22 protein-coding genes are annotated in these 20,028 nt (G+C 67.4%); 9 read left to right on the plus strand and 13 right to left on the minus strand.

Annotated elements, in window-relative coordinates:
* Nucleotides 1-85: 85 nt before the first annotated feature.
* The gene (locus tag ACFQ4E_RS19150; protein WP_386806140.1) at nt 86-940 is read right to left on the minus strand and encodes a DUF6473 family protein; all 855 of its coding nucleotides are present in this window, start codon (nt 938-940) and stop codon (nt 86-88) included.
* A 156-nt stretch (nt 941-1,096) separates the two neighbouring features.
* On the opposite strand from ACFQ4E_RS19150, the gene ACFQ4E_RS19155 reads away from it, so the two are divergent.
* A complete protein-coding gene (locus ACFQ4E_RS19155; RefSeq protein WP_386806141.1) occupies nt 1,097-1,972 on the plus strand; it encodes a 3-hydroxybutyryl-CoA dehydrogenase in 876 nt (291 codons plus the stop codon).
* A 148-nt stretch (nt 1,973-2,120) separates the two neighbouring features.
* Here the strand turns inward: ACFQ4E_RS19155 and ACFQ4E_RS19160 are convergent, their stop codons facing one another.
* Genes ACFQ4E_RS19160 through ACFQ4E_RS19185 form a run of 6 tightly spaced genes read right to left on the minus strand, consistent with a single transcriptional unit; the run spans nt 2,121 to nt 6,626 of the window.
* Nucleotides 2,121-2,399: an HPr family phosphocarrier protein gene (locus ACFQ4E_RS19160; protein ID WP_386806142.1), complete on the minus strand. Its 279-nt coding sequence runs from the start codon at nt 2,397-2,399 to the stop codon at nt 2,121-2,123.
* The gene (locus tag ACFQ4E_RS19165) at nt 2,396-2,830 is read right to left on the minus strand and encodes a PTS sugar transporter subunit IIA (RefSeq protein WP_386806143.1); all 435 of its coding nucleotides are present in this window, start codon (nt 2,828-2,830) and stop codon (nt 2,396-2,398) included. Before ACFQ4E_RS19165 ends, ACFQ4E_RS19160 begins: the two co-directional genes overlap by 4 nt.
* A gap of 12 nt (nt 2,831-2,842) precedes the next feature.
* Nucleotides 2,843-3,742, minus strand: a complete 900-nt coding sequence (rapZ, locus tag ACFQ4E_RS19170; RefSeq protein WP_386806144.1) for an RNase adapter RapZ — start codon at nt 3,740-3,742, stop codon at nt 2,843-2,845.
* Complete coding sequence (locus ACFQ4E_RS19175) at nt 3,739-4,158, minus strand: HPr kinase/phosphorylase (protein ID WP_386806145.1); 420 nt, start codon at nt 4,156-4,158, stop codon at nt 3,739-3,741. Before ACFQ4E_RS19175 ends, rapZ begins: the two co-directional genes overlap by 4 nt.
* A 42-nt stretch (nt 4,159-4,200) precedes the next feature.
* Nucleotides 4,201-5,922 carry a sensor N-terminal transmembrane domain-containing protein gene (locus tag ACFQ4E_RS19180; RefSeq protein WP_386806146.1) on the minus strand — a complete coding sequence of 574 codons (1,722 nt, stop codon included), beginning with the start codon at nt 5,920-5,922 and terminating at the stop codon, nt 4,201-4,203.
* 2 nt (nt 5,923-5,924) lie between these two features.
* A complete protein-coding gene (locus tag ACFQ4E_RS19185; protein ID WP_386806147.1) occupies nt 5,925-6,626 on the minus strand; it encodes a response regulator transcription factor in 702 nt (233 codons plus the stop codon).
* A 347-nt stretch (nt 6,627-6,973) separates the two neighbouring features.
* Here ACFQ4E_RS19185 and ACFQ4E_RS19190 point away from each other — a divergent pair, with 347 nt between their 5' ends.
* Complete coding sequence (locus tag ACFQ4E_RS19190; protein WP_386806148.1) at nt 6,974-8,572, plus strand: phosphoenolpyruvate carboxykinase; 1,599 nt, start codon at nt 6,974-6,976, stop codon at nt 8,570-8,572.
* 115 nt (nt 8,573-8,687) lie between these two features.
* Here ACFQ4E_RS19190 and ACFQ4E_RS19195 read toward each other — a convergent pair whose 3' ends face one another.
* On the minus strand, nt 8,688-9,143 hold the full coding sequence (locus ACFQ4E_RS19195; RefSeq protein ID WP_386806149.1) for an Lrp/AsnC family transcriptional regulator: 456 nt from the start codon (nt 9,141-9,143) through the stop codon (nt 8,688-8,690).
* Nucleotides 9,144-9,295: 152 nt separating this feature from the next.
* Between ACFQ4E_RS19195 and cysG the strand changes: the two genes are divergently transcribed.
* From cysG to ACFQ4E_RS19225, 6 genes are all read left to right on the plus strand, one after another.
* A complete protein-coding gene (cysG, locus tag ACFQ4E_RS19200; protein WP_386806150.1) occupies nt 9,296-10,696 on the plus strand; it encodes a siroheme synthase CysG in 1,401 nt (466 codons plus the stop codon).
* Entirely contained in the window at nt 10,696-11,010 is a 315-nt protein-coding gene (locus ACFQ4E_RS19205; protein ID WP_386806151.1) for a DUF2849 domain-containing protein, read from the plus strand. The genes cysG and ACFQ4E_RS19205 overlap by 1 nt, the downstream gene beginning before the upstream one ends.
* Before the next feature lie 30 nt (nt 11,011-11,040).
* Nucleotides 11,041-12,717 carry a nitrite/sulfite reductase gene (locus tag ACFQ4E_RS19210; RefSeq protein ID WP_386806152.1) on the plus strand — a complete coding sequence of 559 codons (1,677 nt, stop codon included), beginning with the start codon at nt 11,041-11,043 and terminating at the stop codon, nt 12,715-12,717.
* Entirely contained in the window at nt 12,707-13,510 is an 804-nt protein-coding gene (locus tag ACFQ4E_RS19215; protein ID WP_386806153.1) for a phosphoadenylyl-sulfate reductase, read from the plus strand. Before ACFQ4E_RS19210 ends, ACFQ4E_RS19215 begins: the two co-directional genes overlap by 11 nt.
* Entirely contained in the window at nt 13,507-13,878 is a 372-nt protein-coding gene (locus ACFQ4E_RS19220; RefSeq protein ID WP_386806154.1) for a DUF934 domain-containing protein, read from the plus strand. Before ACFQ4E_RS19215 ends, ACFQ4E_RS19220 begins: the two co-directional genes overlap by 4 nt.
* Before the next feature lie 76 nt (nt 13,879-13,954).
* Nucleotides 13,955-14,818 carry a ferredoxin--NADP reductase gene (locus tag ACFQ4E_RS19225; RefSeq protein ID WP_386806155.1) on the plus strand — a complete coding sequence of 288 codons (864 nt, stop codon included), beginning with the start codon at nt 13,955-13,957 and terminating at the stop codon, nt 14,816-14,818.
* Between the two features lie 15 nt (nt 14,819-14,833).
* On the opposite strand, the gene ACFQ4E_RS19230 is transcribed toward ACFQ4E_RS19225, so the two are convergent.
* Nucleotides 14,834-15,460, minus strand: a complete 627-nt coding sequence (locus tag ACFQ4E_RS19230; protein ID WP_386806156.1) for a hypothetical protein — start codon at nt 15,458-15,460, stop codon at nt 14,834-14,836.
* 211 nt (nt 15,461-15,671) lie between these two features.
* Here ACFQ4E_RS19230 and infC point away from each other — a divergent pair, with 211 nt between their 5' ends.
* A complete protein-coding gene (infC, locus tag ACFQ4E_RS19235; RefSeq protein WP_386806161.1) occupies nt 15,672-16,214 on the plus strand; it encodes a translation initiation factor IF-3 in 543 nt (180 codons plus the stop codon).
* Between the two features lie 82 nt (nt 16,215-16,296).
* Here infC and ACFQ4E_RS19240 read toward each other — a convergent pair whose 3' ends face one another.
* From ACFQ4E_RS19240 to ACFQ4E_RS19255, 4 genes are all read right to left on the minus strand, one after another.
* Nucleotides 16,297-16,956 (minus strand): DUF998 domain-containing protein, encoded by a 660-nt coding sequence (locus tag ACFQ4E_RS19240; RefSeq protein WP_386806157.1) that lies wholly within the window; start codon nt 16,954-16,956, stop codon nt 16,297-16,299.
* Nucleotides 16,957-17,005: 49 nt separating this feature from the next.
* On the minus strand, nt 17,006-18,001 hold the full coding sequence (locus ACFQ4E_RS19245) for a molybdopterin-binding protein (RefSeq protein WP_386806158.1): 996 nt from the start codon (nt 17,999-18,001) through the stop codon (nt 17,006-17,008).
* Nucleotides 17,998-18,969: an XdhC family protein gene (locus ACFQ4E_RS19250; protein ID WP_386806159.1), complete on the minus strand. Its 972-nt coding sequence runs from the start codon at nt 18,967-18,969 to the stop codon at nt 17,998-18,000. The genes ACFQ4E_RS19245 and ACFQ4E_RS19250 overlap by 4 nt, the downstream gene beginning before the upstream one ends.
* An 88-nt stretch (nt 18,970-19,057) precedes the next feature.
* Nucleotides 19,058-20,028: FAD-dependent monooxygenase (locus tag ACFQ4E_RS19255; protein ID WP_386806160.1), on the minus strand; the 971-nt coding region annotated here is incomplete at its 5' end.

A 20,028-nucleotide genomic window follows, 5' to 3' on the forward strand; every position in this document is an offset into this window, starting at 1 on the left:
AGATTAGACATATCACCGCTCTGTTTTCGTGCGGTGAATCATGCCCTTCGGCTCAGATCAATGGGTCCTGAGCCTAGGGCTTGCCTTACCCCGCCCCCACTTCGGCCAGTCGCGGGGCCAGCGCCCTGGCCAAGGCCGAGGCGGCCTCGGCGTGACCGGCCGGGCCGATCTGTTCGGCGGCGGCGAGCGCATCGAAGCTGGAATGGACCATGCCTTCGGTCCCCGTGTCGCCTGCGCCAGCCTTCGGCACGGATTGGACCACAGAAAGCGCGCGGGTCCCGGCCTCGGCCAGCATCGCGCGTGTCACGAAGACCGGCTCGTTCAGGTGGCGCGCTTCGCCCGGCATCATGGCCTTGTCGGGCGGTGCCATGTCGGCGAACCAGAACAGCACCGCGCGCCCCTCGAACTGGTCGAGCAGGCGCAGCATGCGCGCGGTCCAGGCGGTCTGCAGTTCCTCGACCACGAAATCGAACCGCTCGCGGCCCGTGGCGTAGAGTACGTCGAGGAGATGCCGGGTAAAGGCGATCTGGCTGAAATCGACCTCGGGATAGAGCGCGGTGAGGATGCGAGAGGCCTTGACGAAACGGTCGTTGCGGCGCGGATGCACCGCGTAGAAGCGGTTCGACATGTTCTGCGCGCCCATCGCCTGGAGCACGACCGCATCGGCGGAAAGCGCGATCTCGAGCACCGAAGGGTCGTGCAACACCAAGTCGAGACCGGCATTCACCGCCCCGAAATTCACGACCGGAAGATCCAAGGCCTGCCCGAGGAGCGTCGGATACGGGTCGGGAATGAACCGGCCATAGGTCGCGGTGCTGCCGATACAGGCCAGGTAGCGCCCGTCGAGATCGGCCTGGGGCCCGCGAAAGGCCACCCGGCTCTTGCCATAGCGGCAGGGGTCGTAATTCAGGCCGCCGCGCCCGTCCTTGGCATGCGTCATGTCGGTGCCCCCGGTCTGGTGATCCAGGGAGGCTGCACGATTCGCCTTGCGGATTCGCTAAAGCTCAAATGCGTCTCGAACTGTTCCGACCTGCCTTGCTCCTGCCCGCGCCGCCCGCATATGGTCGCGGGACAGGCGCGACAGAAAGGGTGCGGCATGGAAATCAAGACCGTCGGCGTCGTGGGCGCGGGACAGATGGGCAACGGCATTGCCCATGTGATGGCGCTTGCGGGCTATGACGTGCTGCTCAACGACATCTCGCAGGAGGCGCTCGACGCGGCGATGACGCAGATCGCCGCCAATCTCGACCGGCAGGTCAGCCGCGAGAAGATCAGCGCAGATGCCCGCGACGCGGCGCTCGCGCGGATCACCGCGACGGCGACGCTGGCCGATCTCGGGCAAAGCGATCTCGTCGTCGAGGCGGCGACCGAACGCGAAGAGGTCAAGAACAAGATTTTCGAGACGCTGCTGCCGCATCTGAAGCCCGAGACGCTGCTGACCTCGAACACCTCGTCGATCTCGATCACGCGTCTCGCCTCGCGCACCGACCGGCCGGAGAAGTTCATGGGGTTCCACTTCATGAACCCGGTGCCGATCATGAAACTCGTGGAGCTGATCCGCGGCATCCAGACCGACCAGGAGACCTACGAGGCCTGCCTCGGCGTGGTCGACACGCTCGGCAAGACCGCCGCCTCGGCCGAGGATTTCCCGGCCTTCATCGTCAACCGCATCCTGATGCCGATGATCAACGAGGCGGTCTACACGCTCTACGAGGGTGTCGGCGGGGTCTATTCCATCGACGAGGCGATGAAGCTCGGCGCCAATCACCCGATGGGACCGCTGGAGCTTGCGGATTTCATCGGGCTCGACACCTGTCTCGCGATCATGAACGTGCTGCATGACGGGTTGGGCGACACCAAGTACCGTCCCTGCCCGCTCCTGTCGAAATATGTGGAGGCGGGCTGGCTCGGGCGGAAGAGCAATCGCGGATTCTACGACTACCGCGGCGAGAAGCCGGTTCCGACGCGCTGAGAGGAGTTTCGGATCGGCTGCGCCGATCCGACCGGCGGCGCGGGCTGTCGCCCGCGCCGGAACACGCGCAACGCTCTTATGTGTTGAGTGGCTGTCTGCCGTCGGAAGACGGTGTGCTACCTTGTGCAGACGCTCCGCCGCCCGGGCCTCAGCGGCCCTCGCCGAAATAATCCGCGACCAGCGCCTCGATCGCGTCGGCCAAGGCCTCGGCATCGGCCCCGCGGCAGTCGATCTCGATCTCGCTGCCCTTCGAAGCCGCGAGCATCAGGAGCCCCATGATGCTGTCTCCGGACGCGTCATGCCCGTCCTTCGTGACCTCGCAGGAGGCGTCGAACCCCTCGACCACCTCGACGAGCTTGGCCGAGGCGCGGGCGTGGAGGCCCTTTTCGTTGATGATCTTCAGCCGTCTGTGAACCGTTTCGGTCATCTCGGGTTGTCCCCCTCGCCCGCGCCCGGGCCCATGTCGCGACCGGGCGGGATGTTCTGGCTGTCTATGTACTTGCGCCCGGCCTCGAGCGCCGCGCGGACGGCTTCGGGCACCGGTAGATGGCGCGATTTGGCGAGCTTGATCAGCATCGGCAGGTTCGCGCCGTAGAGGATGCGCCGGTTCTCGGGCTGGCAGGCGCGCAGGCTGAGATTGGACGGCGAGCCCCCGAACATGTCGACAACGATCACGACGCCTTCGCCGTGATCCACGATATCGGCGGCATCGCAAATCTCGCGCTGCTTGGCCGCGCGGTCATGCTCGGCCTCGATCGAGATGGCCCGAATGCCGTCCTGAGCGCCGACGACATGCTCGACCGCCGCGAGATATTCCCGCGCGAGCCCGCCATGCGCCACGATGACGATCCCGATCACGCTCCGCCGTCCCTACCTTGGTTCCGCGTCGCCCGGGCCCGGGACCATCCCGCGCCGCTCGAGCTCGCGATGCCTAATTGACACCCGCCAGCCTGCCTCCGCAAGGCCAGCCGCCACGCTTTCCGTTACGGCAACCGAGCGGTGTTGCCCGCCGGTGCATCCGAAGCCGATGGTGAAATGCGATTTCCCCTCGGCCCGGTGCGCGGGCAAGAGGAAGGTGAGCATTCCGGTGATCCGCTCGAGGAATTCCGCATGGCGCGGGTCCGCCGCGACATGGGCGACGACGGCGGCGTCGCGCCCGGTCAGCGCCCGCAGGTCCGGCACCCAATGCGGATTGGCGAGGAAGCGGCAATCGATCACCATGTCGGCCCCCATCGGCAAGCCGCGCTTGTAGGAAAAGGAATTGAGCGACACCGCAAGGCCGCGCTCGGTGCCGCGGCCGAACCAGTTCTCGAGCGCGGCGCGCAGGTCGTGCGGGCTGAAGGAGGACGTGTCGATCAGGGTGTCGGACACCGCGCGCAGCGGCTCGAGCAGCGTCTTTTCCTGCGCGATCGCCTGCTCGGGCGCGCTGTCGGTGGCGAGCGGATGGCGGCGGCGGGTCTCGGAGAAGCGGCGGACCAGCACGTCGGTGGCGCAGTCGAGATAGAGAAGCTCCAGCTCCAGCTCCGGTCGCCGCCCGAGCATCAGCGCAAGCTCGATAAAGGCATCGACCGAGAAATCGCGGTTGCGCACATCCACCCCGAGCGCCATCGGCTGCAGCGCGACGGGCCCGTCGAGGAGACGCGGGATGAGGCTGAGCGGGATGTTGTCGATGGCCTCGAAGCCGAAATCCTCGAGCGCATTGATCGCGGTCGCGCGCCCGGCGCCCGAGGGACCGGTGACAAGGACGACGCGCTGCGCGTGCTGGGTCATGGATCGAGGCCCTCCCGGCGGCCGCCGGTGAGACAGAGGGGAATGGCGTCCGCCATGTCGATATAGCGGCTCTTGCCGAGAAGCGGCAGGGGATGTGACAGGATTGTATAGCTGCGGGCGGGCGGCAGCCTCTCGGCCTCGTCCTGGTCGAGATCGACCACGAGCGCGGCGAGCGCCTCGACCGGCTCGGCGCGGAGCAGCCCGACACCGCGGGCCTCGATCAGGCCGCGCCCCGCCTCTGGACAGGAGAGATGCAGGCCCTCCGGGACGGTCCGGACCTCGACGGCATCATCGGCGATGAGCCGGGCGCCACGGGCGATCAGCGCGAGCGCCAGCGCGGATTTGCCCGCGCCCGAGCTGCCCAGAATCAGAACGCCGCGGCCGCTCAGGGCCACGGCGCTGGCATGCAGGCGCATGGGATCGCTCACGGATGGCTGGCGCGCGGGCCGCGCCGGTCGTCAGATCGGAAGACCCACGACAAAGCGTGCGCCCAGCGGTTCGGAGGTGATGTCGGCCTCGGTCGGCCGGATGTTCTCGGCCCAGATCACGCCGCCATGCGCCTCGACGATCTGCTTCGAGATCGCGAGACCGAGGCCGGAATTGTTGCCGAACTCGCCCTCGGGCCGCTGCGAGTAGAAGCGCTTGAAGATCTTGGTGAGCGCCTGCTCCGGGATGCCCGGACCGGTGTCTTCGACCACCACCAGCACGCGGTTGTCGCGGCGCCGGACCCAGAGCCGGATCGCGTCGCCGTCCTCGCAGAAGGAGATCGCGTTGGTGATGAGATTGACGAAGACCTGCGCAAGCCGCGCCTCGAGGCCCTGGATCTGGATCGGGCGGGCGGGCAGATCGGTGATGAACTCGATCCCGCGCTTCTTGGCGTCCTCGCCGAGATATTGCGTAAGGTTGTCGAGCATGCCGACGAGGTTGAACTCTTCCTCCTCCTCCTTGACGAGCTCGCTGTCGAGCCGGGAGGCGTTGGAGATGTCCGAGACGAGCCGGTCGAGGCGGCGCACGTCATGTTCGATCACGTCGAGGAGCTTGTCGCGATGCTCGGGCTTCTTGACGATGCGCAGCGACCCGATGGCCGAGCGCAGGCTCGCGAGCGGGTTCTTGATCTCGTGCGCGACATCGGCGGCGAACTGTTCGTTCGCGTCGATCCGGTCGTAGAGCGCGGCGACCATGCCCCGAAGCGCGCCGGACAGGCGGCCGATTTCATCGGGCCGCGCGGTCAGGTCGGGGATGCGGACGCGGCCCGGCGCGACGCTGCGGCGGTTGCGGTCACGGCCGATTTCCGCGGCGTCGGCCAGATCGGAGATCGGGTTCGCGATGGTCGAGGACAAGACGAGGCTGAGGCCGATGGAGACGAGCGTGGCGATCACGAACATCTGCAGCACCCGCTCGCGCTCGAGCCGGACGGCGGTGTCGATCTCGGCGGCGGGAGAGACCAGTCCGATCACGCCGATTGTGGTGCCGTTCTGCTGGATCGGGGTGAGCGCGGTGAACATCGTCTCGCCGGCCGGGTTGGTGCCCTGGATCACGCGGATCGTGTCCATGCCCTCGGCTTCGATCAGCTGGCGCAGACGATCCTCGAGCGAGCGCGGCTGGGTTTCGGTCAGCATGGTGAAGACGCTCGACGTCGCCTGCCAGAGCGTCGCCAGGAAATCCGAGATCAGCGTCTGGCGCTCGGCGGGTGCCGCGGCGGTCGGATCGGACGCGACGCCCGCGGTCTCGCCCACGAGGAAGAGCCCGTCATCGAAGATCAGAAGCCGCATGCCGTCGCTCAGCGAGAGCGCCTCGAGCGTTGCGGCGGTGTCGATATCCCTGTCGGAGGCCAGGCTCACCCGCCCGCTTTCGGGCAGCTGCGCCTCGAACACGTTGGCGATCAGCCGGGCTTCGCTTTCGACCGCGGCGCTTTTCTGGAGCGCCAGCGTGTCGCGCGACGAGTTGAGATAGAGGATGCCCGCGACCAGGACATTGAGCGCGATCAGGTTGAAGGTGATGATCTTGCGCGTCAGGGGCGAGCGGTTGAGCGAGAACAGACCCCGCCGCGCACGGCTTTCGCGCAGCTCGGTCTCGACCGTGCCGTCAGGAGCGACCCATTCGTCGCCCAGAACAAGATCGTCGTCGCGCCTGTCGCGCGACGCCGTATCCTGCAGGGAGAGATCCTCGGCGAGGGCCATGATCACTCTTCGTTGTAGCGGTACCCGATGCCATAGAGCGTCTCGATGGCGGAGAAGTCGTCATCCACCGAGCGCATCTTCTTGCGCAGCCGCTTGATGTGGCTGTCGATGGTGCGGTCGTCGACATAGACTTGGTCGTCATAGGCGACATCCATGAGCTGATCGCGCGATTTCACGAAACCCGGGCGCTGTGCCAGGGCCTGCAGGAGCAGGAATTCGGTCACGGTGAGCGAGACGTCCTTGCCCTTCCAGGTCACGGAGTGGCGCAGCGGATCCATCGTCAGCGAACCGCGGACCATGAGCTTGGTCTCTTCGGTGTCGCCCACGGCGTTGGTGGCGACCGCTTCCTGACGGCGCAGAAGCGCGCGGATGCGCTCGACCAGAAGGCGCTGCGAGAACGGCTTCTTGACGTAATCGTCCGCGCCCATGCGCAGGCCGAGAACCTCGTCGATCTCGTCATCCTTGGAGGTCAGGAAGATGATCGGCATCTTGGACTTCTGGCGCACGCGCTGCAGCAGGTCCATGCCATCCATCCGGGGCATCTTGATGTCGAAGACCGCCATGTCGGGCAGCTTCTTGTTGAATGCGTCCAGTGCCTGCTGGCCGTCATTATACGTCTCAACCTCGAAGCCCTCGGCTTCGAGTGTCATGGCGACAGATGTCAGGATATTCCTGTCATCGTCCACGAGGGCGATCTTGGACATAGGGTTTTCCTTGTACTGCTCACTTTATGATTTTTTCCACAGTATGAGCACATTCCGCCATTTCAGCAAATGCCTTCTGCGAATCAGCCGCCGCAACTGTGTCCATCCAGACAGAAATTCGTAACCAATGGCTAAATTACCGCACTCTGCCGCCCGCCTCTCGCCGTGGTTGCGCTAAACTGGGCGTGGTTGCGCTAACGTCCGGCGCGCGGTCTGTTCATACCCCAACCCGACTGTTAATCCCCGGCATACTGGCGCTTAGACGGCGTCAGCGACGGTCGCGTCTCCGCGCCACCGCCTGTGAGAGATCGCCGCGCGACAGGGCCGCGGCCGAAGGAGCAAGACAGATGACACATGGACGGGTGAACCCGAACTTCCGGCTCGAAGATCAAGGGATCGAGGGGCTCGGCACTGTCTATTACAACCTGCGCGAACCGGCGCTGGTGCAGGAAGCGCTTTCGCGGGGCGAAGGCACGCTTGGCTGCGGCGGCGCGTTTCTCGTCACCACCGGCGCGTTCACCGGCCGCTCGCCGAAGGACAAGCACGTCGTCAAGACCGACAGCGTCGCAGAGACCATCTGGTGGGACAACAACGCCGAGATGAGCCCCGAGGGGTTCGACACGCTCTACGCCGACATGGTCGACCACATGAAGGGCCGCGACTATTTCGTGCAGGACCTCGTGGGCGGCGCCGATCCGGCCAATTCCATCGACGTGCGGATCGTCACCGAACTCGCGTGGCACGGGCTGTTCATCCGCCACATGCTACGTCGCCCCGACACCGAAGCGATCGACGAGTTCAACGCCGATTTCACCGTGATCAACTGCCCGAGCTTCAAGGCCGATCCCAAGCGGCACGGCTGCCGGTCCGAGACCGTGATCGCGCTGAATTTCGACCGCAAGCTGATCCTGATCGCCAACACCGAATACGCGGGCGAGAACAAGAAATCGGTCTTCACGCTTCTGAACTACCTCCTGCCCGAGAAGAACATCATGCCGATGCATTGCTCGGCCAACCACGCGCCCGGCAACCCGGTCGACACGGCGGTGTTCTTCGGCCTCTCCGGCACCGGCAAGACCACCCTGTCGGCCGATCCCGGCCGCGTGCTGATCGGCGATGACGAGCATGGCTGGTCGGATCGCGGCACCTTCAACTTCGAAGGCGGCTGCTACGCCAAGACGATCAACCTCCGCCGCGAGGCCGAGCCCGAGATCTACGACACCACTTCGAAATTCGGGACCGTGATCGAGAACATGGTCTTCGATCCCGAGACCTTCGAGCTTGATTTCGACGATGACAGCCTGACGGCGAACATGCGCTGCGCCTATCCGCTGGACTATATCTCGAACGCCTCGCCCACCGGGCTCGGCGGGCACCCGAAGAACATCGTCATGCTGACCTGCGACGCCTTCGGGGTGCTGCCGCCGATCGCGCGGCTGACCCCGGCGCAGGCGATGTATCACTTCCTGTCGGGCTTCACCGCGAAAGTGGCCGGGACCGAGCGTGGCGTGACCGAACCGCAGCCGACCTTCTCGACCTGTTTCGGCGCGCCGTTCATGCCGCGCCGGCCCGAGGTCTACGGCTCCTTGCTGCGCGAGAAGATCGCCAAGCACGGGGCGACCTGCTGGCTCGTCAATACCGGCTGGACCGGTGGGGCTTATGGCGAAGGCCAGCGGATGCCGATCAAGGCGACCCGCGCGCTGCTCACCGCGGCGCTGCAGGGCGCGCTCGCGGATGTTGAGTACCGCAAGGACCCGAATTTCGGCTTCGAGGTTCCGGTCGCCGTCGACGGCGTGCCCGAAGTGCTGCTCGATCCGCGCCGCACCTGGCATGACAAGGCGGCCTATGACGCGCAGGCGGCGAAGCTCGTGCAGATGTTCGCGGACAATTTCGAGCAATACGTGCCGTTCATCGACGACGACGTGAAAGCCGTCGCGATCGGCTGACGGGCCGCTCGTCACGGGCGGTGGCGAAATCCGAACCGGATTTCGCGCGAATTCCGGTTCGGAATTCGGCCGCCTGGCGACACCCGTCCACCAGATCGGCTTGCCGCGCGCGACGTCACAGCGGCAGGTCGGACGTCGACTTGATCTCCTCCATCGACAGAAGGGCCGTCACGTTGTGGACCTTCACCTCTGAGATCAGCGCCTGATAGAACGCGTCGTAAGCGCGCGCGTTCTGCACCCTCACCTTGAGAATGTAGTCGATATCGCCCGCCAGCCGGTGCGCCTCCTGCACTTCGGGTCGTTCCTTCAGCGCCTTCAGGAATCGCCGCTGCCAGTCGGCCTCGTGCTCCGAGGTCCGGATCAGCACGAAGAAACAGGCCTCGAACCCCAAGGCCTCGGCATCGAGCCGAACCGTCTGCTGCCCAATGATCCCCGCCTCGCGCATCTTGCGGATCCGGTTCCAGACCGGGGTCTTCGACGAGCCCACCGCCTTGGCGATCTCATCCAGTGACTGGCTCGCGTCGCGCTGCAACTCGATCAGGATTTTGCGATCGACCGGATCGAGCGACATGGCGTTCTCCCTTTTGCCCGAATGCAGGAAAAACACTCCCGCGCTGGCGTCACCGTAGAACAATCGCTCTTGTTTTCTCAATCCCCTAGCCGAAAACCAGAACAAAATTCTATATCAGGAGACAGAAACGCGAACAGGCCAGAGGTCGTCCAATGCAGCATTTCCCCATCTTCGTGGCGCTTGCCGGCCGCCGCGTCGTGCTGTCGGGCGGCGGCGAGGCCGCGCTCGCCAAGCTGCGCCTTCTCCTGAAGACCGAAGCGCATCTGACCGTCTTCTCTCCCGCACCCGCGCCCGAGATCCGGGATCTGGCCAAAGCCGGGCGCCTGCGCCTTGTCGAGCGCGCGATGGCGCCGGGCGATGCGACCTGCGCGGTGCTCTTCTATGCCGCCGACGAGGACGCTGTCGAGGATGCCCGCACCTCGGCCCTGGCGCGCGCCGACGGTGCGCTGGTCAATATCGTCGACAACCTCGGGGACAGCCAGTTCATCACCCCCGCGATCGTCGACCGTGATCCGGTGACCGTCGCCATCGGCACCGAGGGCGCCGCCCCGGTGCTCGCGCGCGCAATCAAGGCCGATCTCGAAGCGCGCCTGCCCGCCCAGCTCGGGCTTCTGGCCCGGGTCGGCAAAGGCTTCCGCAAGATGGCCGAGCGGCTCGCGCCCGGCCGTCCCCGGCGCGATTTCTGGCGCGACTGGTATTTCGAGAGCGGCCCCCGCGCGCTCGAGCGCGATCCGGGCGAAGACAGCGCGGCCCGGGCGCTCCAAGACCTGCTGCCCCGCCACCTCGCCCGCGAGGCGCGCATCGGCCATGTGGCCTTTGTCGGTGCCGGTCCTGGCGACCCCGAACTTCTGACGCTGAAGGCGCGGCGCGCGCTCGATGAGGCCGATGTCGTGCTCTACGACCGGCTCGTCAGCCCCGAGATCCTCGAACTCGCCCGCCGCGAAGCGCGGATGATCGATGTCGGCAAGGAGGCCTTCGGCCGCCACACGCCGCAGCACGAGATCGACGCGCTCATCGTCGCCCATGCTCGCGAAGGCGCGCAGGTCGTGCGGCTGAAATCCGGCGATGCGACCGTCTTCGGCCGTCTCGACGAGGAGATCGAGGCCTGCGAGGCCGCCGGCGTCTCCTGGACCATCGTGCCCGGCATCACCGCCGCCTCCGCCTCGGTCGCCGCCATCGGCCAGAGCCTGACCCGCCGCGGCCGCAACGCCTCGGTCCGGTTCCTGACCGGTCACGACATGGCGGGCTTCGCCGATCACGACTGGGCCGCCCTGTCGCGTCCCGGCGAGGTCGCCGCGATCTATATGGGCAAGCGCGCCGCGCGCTTCCTGCAAGGCCGCCTGATGATGCACGGCGCCGACCGCGCCACACCCGTCACCGTGATCGAGAACGCCTCGCGCACCGATCAGCGCGTCATCGGGGCGACGCTGGGCGACCTGTCCGATGCCCTGACCGAGGCCGCGCTCGACGGCCCTGCCCTTCTTCTCTACGGCCTCGCCCCCCGCGACGCCGCCACCGCGATGCCCGCGCTGAAAACCCAGGAGGTCTCCTGATGCCCCGCTCCTTCACCCCCAAGGTCGTCACCGGCAATGCGCTGGTCGAGGGCGACGTGATCTATCTTGCCGCCGATGACAGCTGGACCCGCGAGCTGGCCGGGGCGGAGGTCCTGACCGACGAGGCGCATGCCCAGGTGCGGCTGCTCGAGGCCGAGCGCCGCCAGTCCGAGATCGTCGGCGCCTATCTCGCCGATGTCACGCCGCGCCCCGGCGGCGCCAAGCCCACCCATTTCCGCGAGGCGTTCCGCGCCACCGGCCCCTCCAATTACCGGCACGGCAAGCAGGCCCAGGGCCAAGCCCCAGAGCTCTAATCGCGTCCCAAGCCCGCCAGGAGAGATACCATGTACAGCTATTCAGATTTCGACGCCCGCTACGTCGCGACCCGCAACGCCCAGTTCCGCGCCCAGGTCGAGCGCCGTCTCGACGGCAGCCTCACCGAGGAGGAGTTCCGTCCGCTGCGGCTGATGAACGGGCTCTACCTGCAGCTTCACGCCTACATGCTGCGCGTGGCGATCCCTTACGGCACGCTGAACTCGGGTCAGATGCGCCAGCTCGCGATGATCGCCGAGCGGTGGGACAAGGGCTACGGCCATTTCACAACGCGCCAGAACATCCAGTACAACTGGCCGAACCTCAAGGACGTGCCCGACATCCTCGATGCGTTGGCCGAGGTCGAGATGCACGCCATCCAGACCTCCGGCAACACGATCCGCAACGTCACCGCCGATCATTTCGCCGGGGCCGCCGCGGACGAGATCGCCGATCCGCGCCCGGTGGCCGAGCTGATCCGCCAGTGGTCGACCGACCACCCGGAGTTCCAGTTCCTGCCGCGCAAGTTCAAGATCGCCGTGACCGGCGCGCCCGCCGACCGGGCCGTCACCGCCGCGCATGACATCGGGCTGCGCATCGTGAAGAACGACACGGGCGAGATCGGCTACACCGTCCTGGTGGGCGGCGGCCTTGGCCGGACGCCGATGATCGGCAAGATCATCGATCCCTTCGTTCCCGAGTCGGACCTCCTGCCCTATCTCGAGGCCGTGGTGTCGGTCTGGAACCTGCTCGGCCGTCGCGACAACAAGTACAAGGCGCGCATCAAGATCACCGTGCACGAGCACGGGATCGACGAGATCCGAAGCCTCGTCGAGGCCCGCTTCGCCGAGACCCGCCAGGCGTTCTCGGGCGTCGACCAGGAGATGCTGGCCGCGATCCGCGCGCAGTTCGCCGCGCCCGAATTCCGCGACGCGCCGACCGACGCGTTCGACCAGGCCTATGCCGCCGATCCGGTCTTCCGCGCCTGGGCGGACACCAACCTCGCCGAGCACCGTGCGCCGGGTTACGCCATCGCGCAGATCAGCCTCAAGAAGCATGGCGAGACGCCGGGCGACGCGACCGCCGAGCAGATGCGCGTGATGGCCGATCTCGCCCAGCGCTACGGCCATGACGAGCTGCGGATCAGCCACGAGCAGAACGTCGTGCTCCCGCATGTCCATCGCTCTGACCTGCCCGCGATCCATGCGGAGCTTGCCGCGCACGGGCTCGCGACGGCGAATATCGGGCTTGTCTCGGACATCATCGCCTGCCCCGGCATGGATTACTGCGCGCTGGCGACGGCCCGCTCGATCCCGATCGCGCAGGAGATCGCGACCCGCATCGACGCGCTCAAGATCGAGCACGAGGTGGGCGGTCTGAAGATCAAGATCTCGGGCTGCATCAATGCCTGCGGGCACCACCATGTGGGCCATATCGGCATCCTCGGGCTCGACCGTGCGGGCGTCGAGAACTACCAGATCACGCTCGGCGGCGACCACACCGAGGCGGCGAGCCTTGGCGAGCGCACCGGACCCGGTTTCCCGGCGGACGAGATCGTGCCTGCGGTGGAGCGGATCATCAAAAGCTATCTCGCCGAGCGCATGAATGCCGAGGAGGGCTTCCTCGACACCTACCGGCGGACCGGGATGGCGCCGTTCAAGGCGGCGCTCTATCCCGCCAAGGAAGAGACGCGCGCCAATGCTGCCTGAACGCATCCCGGATCAACCAGATCAAACGGACGACCACCGCGCGCGGGCCCCGGGCGCCGCGCGGCTGGACGAACTGCGCGGGCGCGTGGCGGCGCTCAATGCGCGCTACCGCCACCACGGTGCGACTGACGTGCTGCGCGGCGCGCTGAAGGACCCCGAGGCGGGCCGGATCGCGATGGTGTCGAGCTTCGGCGCCGAAAGCGTCGCGCTTCTGCATCTCGTGGCGGTCGTGGACCGATCCACGCCGGTGCTCTTCATCGACACCCGGCTCCTCTTTGCCGAGACGCTGGTGTACCAGCAGGAGGTGGCCGAGCGCCTGGGCCTGCGCGACGTGCGCGTGCTGCGCACCGATGCCGCGACGCTTCAGGCGCGCGATCCCTATGGCGCGCTGAGGTTCTCGGACACCGACGCCTGCTGCGCGCTGCGCAAGACGCTGCCGCTGGAGCAGGCGCTCGACGGGTTCGATGGCTGGATCACGGGCCGGAAGCGCTACCAGTCCGGCCGCCGCTCGGCGCTCGATTTCTTCGAGCTCGACGAGGCCACGGGCCGGATCAAGGTGAACCCGCTCGCCCATTGGCAGCCCGAGGACGTGCGCGCCTACATGGACGAAAACCGCCTGCCCCGGCATCCGCTGGTGGCGCAGGGCTACCCGTCGATCGGCTGCCAGCCCTGCACCTCCAAGGTGGCTCCGGGCGAGGACCCGCGCGCCGGGCGCTGGCGCGGACAGGACAAGGACGAATGCGGCATCCATATCGTGAACGGCCGCATCCAGAGACAAGGAGAGAGCGCATGAGCGTGATCGTGACCGATGCGGGCTTCGGCCCCGACGAGTGGACCGGCGACGTGATCGAGCTGGCCTCCGATACCGATCCGGCGGAGCTTTCCGCCCTGACCGCAGGCGCGGAGCGCGTGAAGATCGCCTTTCCGTCCTTCTCGGACGGGCGCGGCTTCACACTAGCGCGGCTTCTGCGCCTGCGCGGCTATCGGGGCGCGTTGCGCGCCTCGGGCCACGTGATCGCCGATCAATACGCCATGGCGCGCCGCGCGGGCTTCGACGCGGTCGAGATCTCGGACGAGCTCGCCCAGCGTCAGCCCGAGGACCAGTGGCGATTCCGCGCCGACTGGCAGGAGAACGACTATCAGGCGCGGCTTCGGGGCTGAGGCAGCACGCCGCCTTCCCCCCGCGCTCCCGACCCGTTAGGACGAAAGGCGTCGGCGTCCGCCGGCGAGAGATGTTATGCCCGAAGACCAGATCATGACCGACCGCACCGCCGAGAAGAAGAAAGAGGCGCCCAAGCTGGCGCTGCCCGACGCTCAGATCGTGACGGAGGTCACGCACTGGACCGACCGTCTGTTCTCGTTCCGCGTGACGCGGCCCGCGAGCCTGCGCTTCCGGTCGGGCGAGTTCGTGATGATCGGCCTGATGGGCGATCCCGATCCGAAGACCGGCAAGGTCAAGCCGCTCCTGCGCGCCTATTCCATCGCCTCGCCCTCCTGGGACGAGGAGCTCGAGTTCTACTCGATCAAGGTGCAGGACGGCCCGCTGACTTCGCGGCTCCAGCACATCCAGCCCGGCGACGAGATCATCCTGCGCCCCAAGCCCGTGGGCACGCTCGTCCATGACGCGCTCCTACCCGGCAAGCGGCTCTGGCTCTTCGCCACCGGCACCGGCATCGCGCCCTTTGCCTCGCTTCTGCGCGATCCGCAGACCTTCGAGGATTACGACGAGGTCATCCTCACCCATACCTGCCGCGAAGTCGGCGAGCTGACCTACGGGGCCGAGCTGATCAAGACCATCCAGTCGGACGAGCTCCTGGCCGAGCTGATCGGGCCGGAGAACCTCGCCAAGCTGCGCTACTACCCGACCACCACCCGCGAGGAGAGCCCGAAGATGGGCCGCATCACCGACCTGATGCGCTCGGGCGAGGTCTTCGCCGATCTCGGCGTGCCGGCGCTCACGCCCGAGACCGATCGTGCGATGGTGTGCGGCAATCTCGCCTTCAACCTCGAGATCAAGGAGCTTCTCGAAGGCTACGGGCTGGAGGAAGGGGCGAACTCGGACCCCAAGCATTACGTGGTGGAAAAGGCGTTCCTCGACTGATCCGACGTCTGGCGGTCAGTCCTCGTTCCGCTCCCAGAGACGCACCAGGAGCGTCGCGAAGAGCGTCAACAGCGCCACGGCGGTGAAGATCGACATCTCGGCACAGCCCGGCAGAGCGTAATGCGAGCCGGGCGTGAAGGGGTGAGCGATCAGGATCGCGACCGAGGTCGACAGGCCCAGCGTGCTGAGCGCCAGTGTCCAGCCCTGCCGCGCGGCGCTGCCCAGGAAGAGCGACGCGGTCGCAGCGCAGGCCACGAGCGTCAGAATGGCGGTCCCGGCCGCCATGCGATCGGTGTCGCGCACGGGCGCGAAGCTGGCTTCGAGCCCCGAGGCCCCGACCGCAAGCATGATCAGGTTGATCACCGGCAGGAAGGCCGCCGTCATCAGAAGGCCGATCAGCGTCACCTTGGGAGGCCGCCCGGACCGTCCGAAGAGCGCGTGCACTGCAAACAGCGCCGCCAGAGCGACCGCCGTCGAGGGCATCATCGCCGCCAGATCGGGTCCGGCCCGCACCACGGCCTCCAGGCCACCCACCCATCCGGCGATGAGCACGAAAAGCGTTCCGCAGAGGCCGACAAAGGCCAGCAGTGTCCCGATCACGCGCGGTTCGAACAGACGCAGGGGATCGGCGGTTCTCGACATCGTCTCCACCTGTCACTTTGGGAATACATTCATAATGTCAGATTAATTTGCCTGATTCAAAACGATTCCGGATATGATGCATCTTTTCTTGCAGGTTCCGCAGGCAACGGCTTGCGTCGCCCGTCGGCCCGGCCCGATTTGCCGCTTGAAAGGCCCCGTACCAAAGCTTACTTTGCGCCCCTGACCGAAAGCTTCTTGAAAGGACCAAGCCATAGCTCGCAGACCCCATAACGCGCCGCCCACCCGTGAAACCGGACCGCGCGTCAACGATCGTATCCGCGTTTCCGAAATCCGCCTGATCGGAGCCGATGGCGAGAATGTCGGTGTCGTCACGCCCGCCCGCGGCATGGAACTGGCCGAACAGGCCGGGCTCGACCTCGTCGAGATTTCCCCCAACGCCTCGCCGCCGGTCTGCAAGATCATGGATTTCGGCAAGTTCAAATACGAACAGCAGAAGCGCGAAGCCGAAGCACGCAAGAAGCAGAAGATCATCGAGGTCAAGGAGGTCAAGTTCCGCCCGAACACCGACGTCCACGACTACGATGTGAAGATGAGAAACGTCGTGAAGTTCCTGGAAAACGGCGACAAGGTGAAGGTCACCCTGCGCTTCCGCGGCCGCGAGATGGCGCACCAGAACCTCGGACGGGACCTGCTCGAGCGCGTTGCCGACGACGTCAAGGAAATCGGCAAGGTCGAGAACATGCCGAAGATGGAAGGTCGCCAGATGGTGATGATGATCGGCCCGGTGAAATAACCGCGCCGCATCGAAGGGTTACGGGGGGCGCCAGCGGCGCCCCTTTTTCGTTGGTTGGGCCGTCCGCGCGGCGTCCGAGGCCTCAGCGCTCGGTGATCCGGTGCCGCTTGCCGAGCCCGCGGCTGATGAACAGCGCCCCGAGCGGCACGGTCCAGAGCCAGGTCATGGTGATCGCGACTTTCTCGAGAATGCCGTCATACCCGGTCGGCGCCAGCTTGAAGGCCGCCGCGAAGGCGATCCAGAGCCCCGCCGAGGCGAGAAACAGCCACAGGTAGGCGCGCCGCACCCCGCCCGCGCCCTGCGCCATCAACAGCGGACCCACAAGATAGAGCGGCCCGAGCGCGAAGGAGAGCTTGGTGTGCACCGTCATGCCAGGCGGGTTGTAATCGGCATCGTGGAACTTGTCCCAGAGCCCCAGCATCACCACGGTCAGCGACAGAAGCGCCAGCGTCACGATCCCGATGGACCAGCCCGCCCGTCCGAGATGCGCATGCGCGGCGGCAATGGCCAGTGCCAGGAGGCCGCCTGCATTGAGGTAGAACCCCAGGTCCATGATCCACTTATGATCGCCGCGCGCCAGGTCGCTGATCGTGTCGGCGATGAAATCATGCTCGGCCACTGCGTCGGCCCAGACGATCATCGCGAGCGGCGCCAGGGTGCCGATCAGGCCCGCCACACCGCAGAAGATCAGAAGCTCCGGGCGCTCCCGCGCCACGATCTCCGCGCTTTCGTGTCTCGACATGGTGGTCCTCCCCTTCGCCAACGCGGCGCAGAGGAGCACAGTTCCGGGTTCAGCCTTCGCGCGGGTGACCGCGGAGCGGGATTTCCTTCAGAAGCCCGCCCACACCCATGCGCGCGATGTCGTCGCGGCTGACGGGTACGCCGCAGAGAAGGCGCTCCATCACCCAATCCGCGCCGTTGAGCGCCGGGCTTCGGGCGCAGCCCGGCAGACCGATCACCGGCTTGGACCCGAGCGCACCGTGAAAAAGGAGATTTCCGGGATCGACCGGCATCCCGAAGAGCGCCACTTCGCCGCCAGCCCGCCGCAGCGCCTCGGGCGCGACGTCGGCGATGTCGGAGGTGGCCGATCCGGTGAGCACGAAGATCGCCTCGGCCTCGGAGCGCGCGATCGCCTCGGCCAGCGCGCCGGTCTCATGCGGCACCACACGGATCGGGGCAAGCGCGACGCCCAGCCTCTCGAGCCGCGCGCCGATCGCCTCCTGCCCCTTCCGGCCGTCCTCGGACGCGCCCGAAACTTCGGTCTGGATCAGCTCTGCCGATCGGATCGTCACCGGCCGGAGCCGCATCGCGCCCGCCGCCGCCTCGCAGGCCGAAGCGAGCGCCGCCTCCGGGACCGCGTAGGCGATGATCTTGACCGTCGCGACCATCGCCCGCTCCCGCGTCCGCTGCCAGGGCGCGACGGTCGCGACCGTGATCATCGGATCGACGCGATTGACCGCGTGGATCGCCTCGGCGTCGATCTCGACGATGCCCGGCGCCTCGGCAAAGAGATTGGCCCGCCCCGTCGCCGCGCGCCCGATCCTGAGGCCCGCCGCTTCGGGCTCGGGCACCAGCGCGCGTGCAAGCCGAGCCGCGGCGGCATCCTCCTCTACATCGCCCGCCTCGAGCCGCGCGACCGTCACATGGGCATGACCTGCGGCGCGGAGCGTCTCGATCTCCGCCCTGCCGATCCGGGTGCCCTTGCGCAGGCGCCCTTTGGCAAGTGGGACGGAATGGGCGAGGATCGCGCCCTCGGCCTCGTCCAGATCGCAATCGCCGAAGATCACCTGCCCTGCCTCAGCACCCGGGTCATCTCGGCCAGGATCGACACCGCGATCTCGGCCGGTCCCGCCGCCCCGATGTCAAGACCGACCGGCCCGTGGATGCGCCCGATCTCGGCCTCGGTGAACCCCTCCTCGGTCAGCCGCGCCACGCGCTTGGCATGGGTCCGGGTCGAGCCCAGCGCCCCGATATAGAAGCAGCCCGAGCGCAGCGCCTGGATCAGCGCCGGATCGTCGAGCTTGGGGTCATGGGTCAGGAGCACCAGCGCGGTGCGCCCGTCGAGACCGATCTCGGCAACCGCCTCGTCCGGCCAGTCGTTGAGGATACGCTCCCCCGGAAACCGCGCGTCCGACCCGAAGGTCTCGCGCGGGTCGACCAGCACCGGATCGTAGCCCGCGATCCGCGCCATCGGAACCAGCGCCTGCGCGATATGCACCGCGCCGACCACGATCAGCCGCAAGGGCGGGTTGTGGATGGCGACGAAGACCCGCGGCGCGTCCTCGTCGAAGCCCGAGCGGTCCATCCGGAAGCGCTCGGCATGGCCGTGGCCGTCGACGCGCCGCGCGCCGCTGTCGAGATCGGCCACATAGGCCACCGCCCGTCGCTCCGCCCGCGCCGCGACCAGATCGGCAAGAAGCGCCTCGGTCAGCTCCGCGCCCACCGGCTCGACCAGCACCCGGATGGTGCCGCCGCAGGCGAGCCCGACGGCAAAGGCGTCATCGTCCGAGACCCCGAACTCCAGCTCGCGCGCGCGGCCGTCCTCAAGCGCCTCCAGCGCCTCGACGATCACCGCGCCCTCGACGCAGCCGCCCGAGACCGAGCCGCGGATCTCGCCTTTGCCCGAGATCGCAAGCTGCGAGCCCACGCGCCGCGGCGCCGATCCCCAGGTCTGGGTGACGGTGGCGAGCACCGCGCCGGTGCCGTCGCGATGCCAGGCCAGCGCCTGTTCGGGGCAGTCGTCGAACCGATCCATCTGAGCTCCTCTCTCTTGCCCCAGTCCTAGCACGCCCTGCGCCGCTGTCTGCCCCTTCCAAGGTGCCGGTCCGGCCCCTTGTCGTCGATCAGGCGGTCACGTCATGGCGGTAGAGCCAGTCGAAGCCTTTCATCATCGCGCCCGGCGCCAGCCGCCCGCCGATCCCGAGCGCCAGATGGGCGGCCCCGGCGATCGGCTCGCGCAGATGGTATTTCCGGGCATTGCCATCCGCCGCGGCGAGTACCCGCGCGACACGGTCGCGCCGCGCCGCCGCGTAGGCCGAGAGCCCGTCCTCGCCGATGCCGTGGCGCGCCAGCATGCGCGCCAGGACCCAGGCATCCTCGAGCGCCATGTTGGCTCCCTGCGCCAGGAAGGGCAGCGTCGGATGCGCGGCGTCGCCCAGCAGAACCGAGCGCGCGCCCCACCAGCGCGGCGCCACCGGGTGCCGGAAGAGCCCCCAGAGATAAGGCGTCTCGACGGCGGCGAGCAAGGCGCCTGCGTCGCCCGAAAAATCACCGAAGGCCGCGCGGAGCGCCGCCGGGTCGTCGCGATGCGACCAGCCCTCCGCCACCCAGTCCCGGAGCTCCTCGACCGCGACCAGATTGACCAGCGATCCACCGCGAAGCGGATAGGTGACCAGATGCCGCCCCGGCCCCATATGCACATGCGCCTCGTCGGGATGTCCGGTCACGTTCGGCACGGTCGCGCGCCAGGCGACCTGTCCGGTGAACCGCGGCGGCGCCTCGCCGTTCAGCACGCTGCGCAGGACCGAATGAAGACCATCCGCGCCAATGACGAGATCGGCCGTCCATAGGGTCCCGTCCTCGAGCCCCACGCCCCCCTCTTCGGGCGTGGCGCGCGCGCCGGTTACGATCTCGGCCCCGGCCGTGGTTGCCGCCGAGGCCAGAGCCGCCACCAGATCGGCCCGATGGACAAAGCGGTAGGCCATCTCCGGCCCGAGCCGCGTCAGGTCGAGCCGCAGCACCGGCCGCCCAGAGCGCCGCCGGAGCACCACACCGCGCGCCTTGGGCGCGTCGCCGAGCGCGGCCTCGCAGCCCA

This window comes from Litorisediminicola beolgyonensis (assembly GCF_042679605.1).
Taxonomy (GTDB): Bacteria; Pseudomonadota; Alphaproteobacteria; order Rhodobacterales; family Rhodobacteraceae; genus Litorisediminicola; species Litorisediminicola beolgyonensis.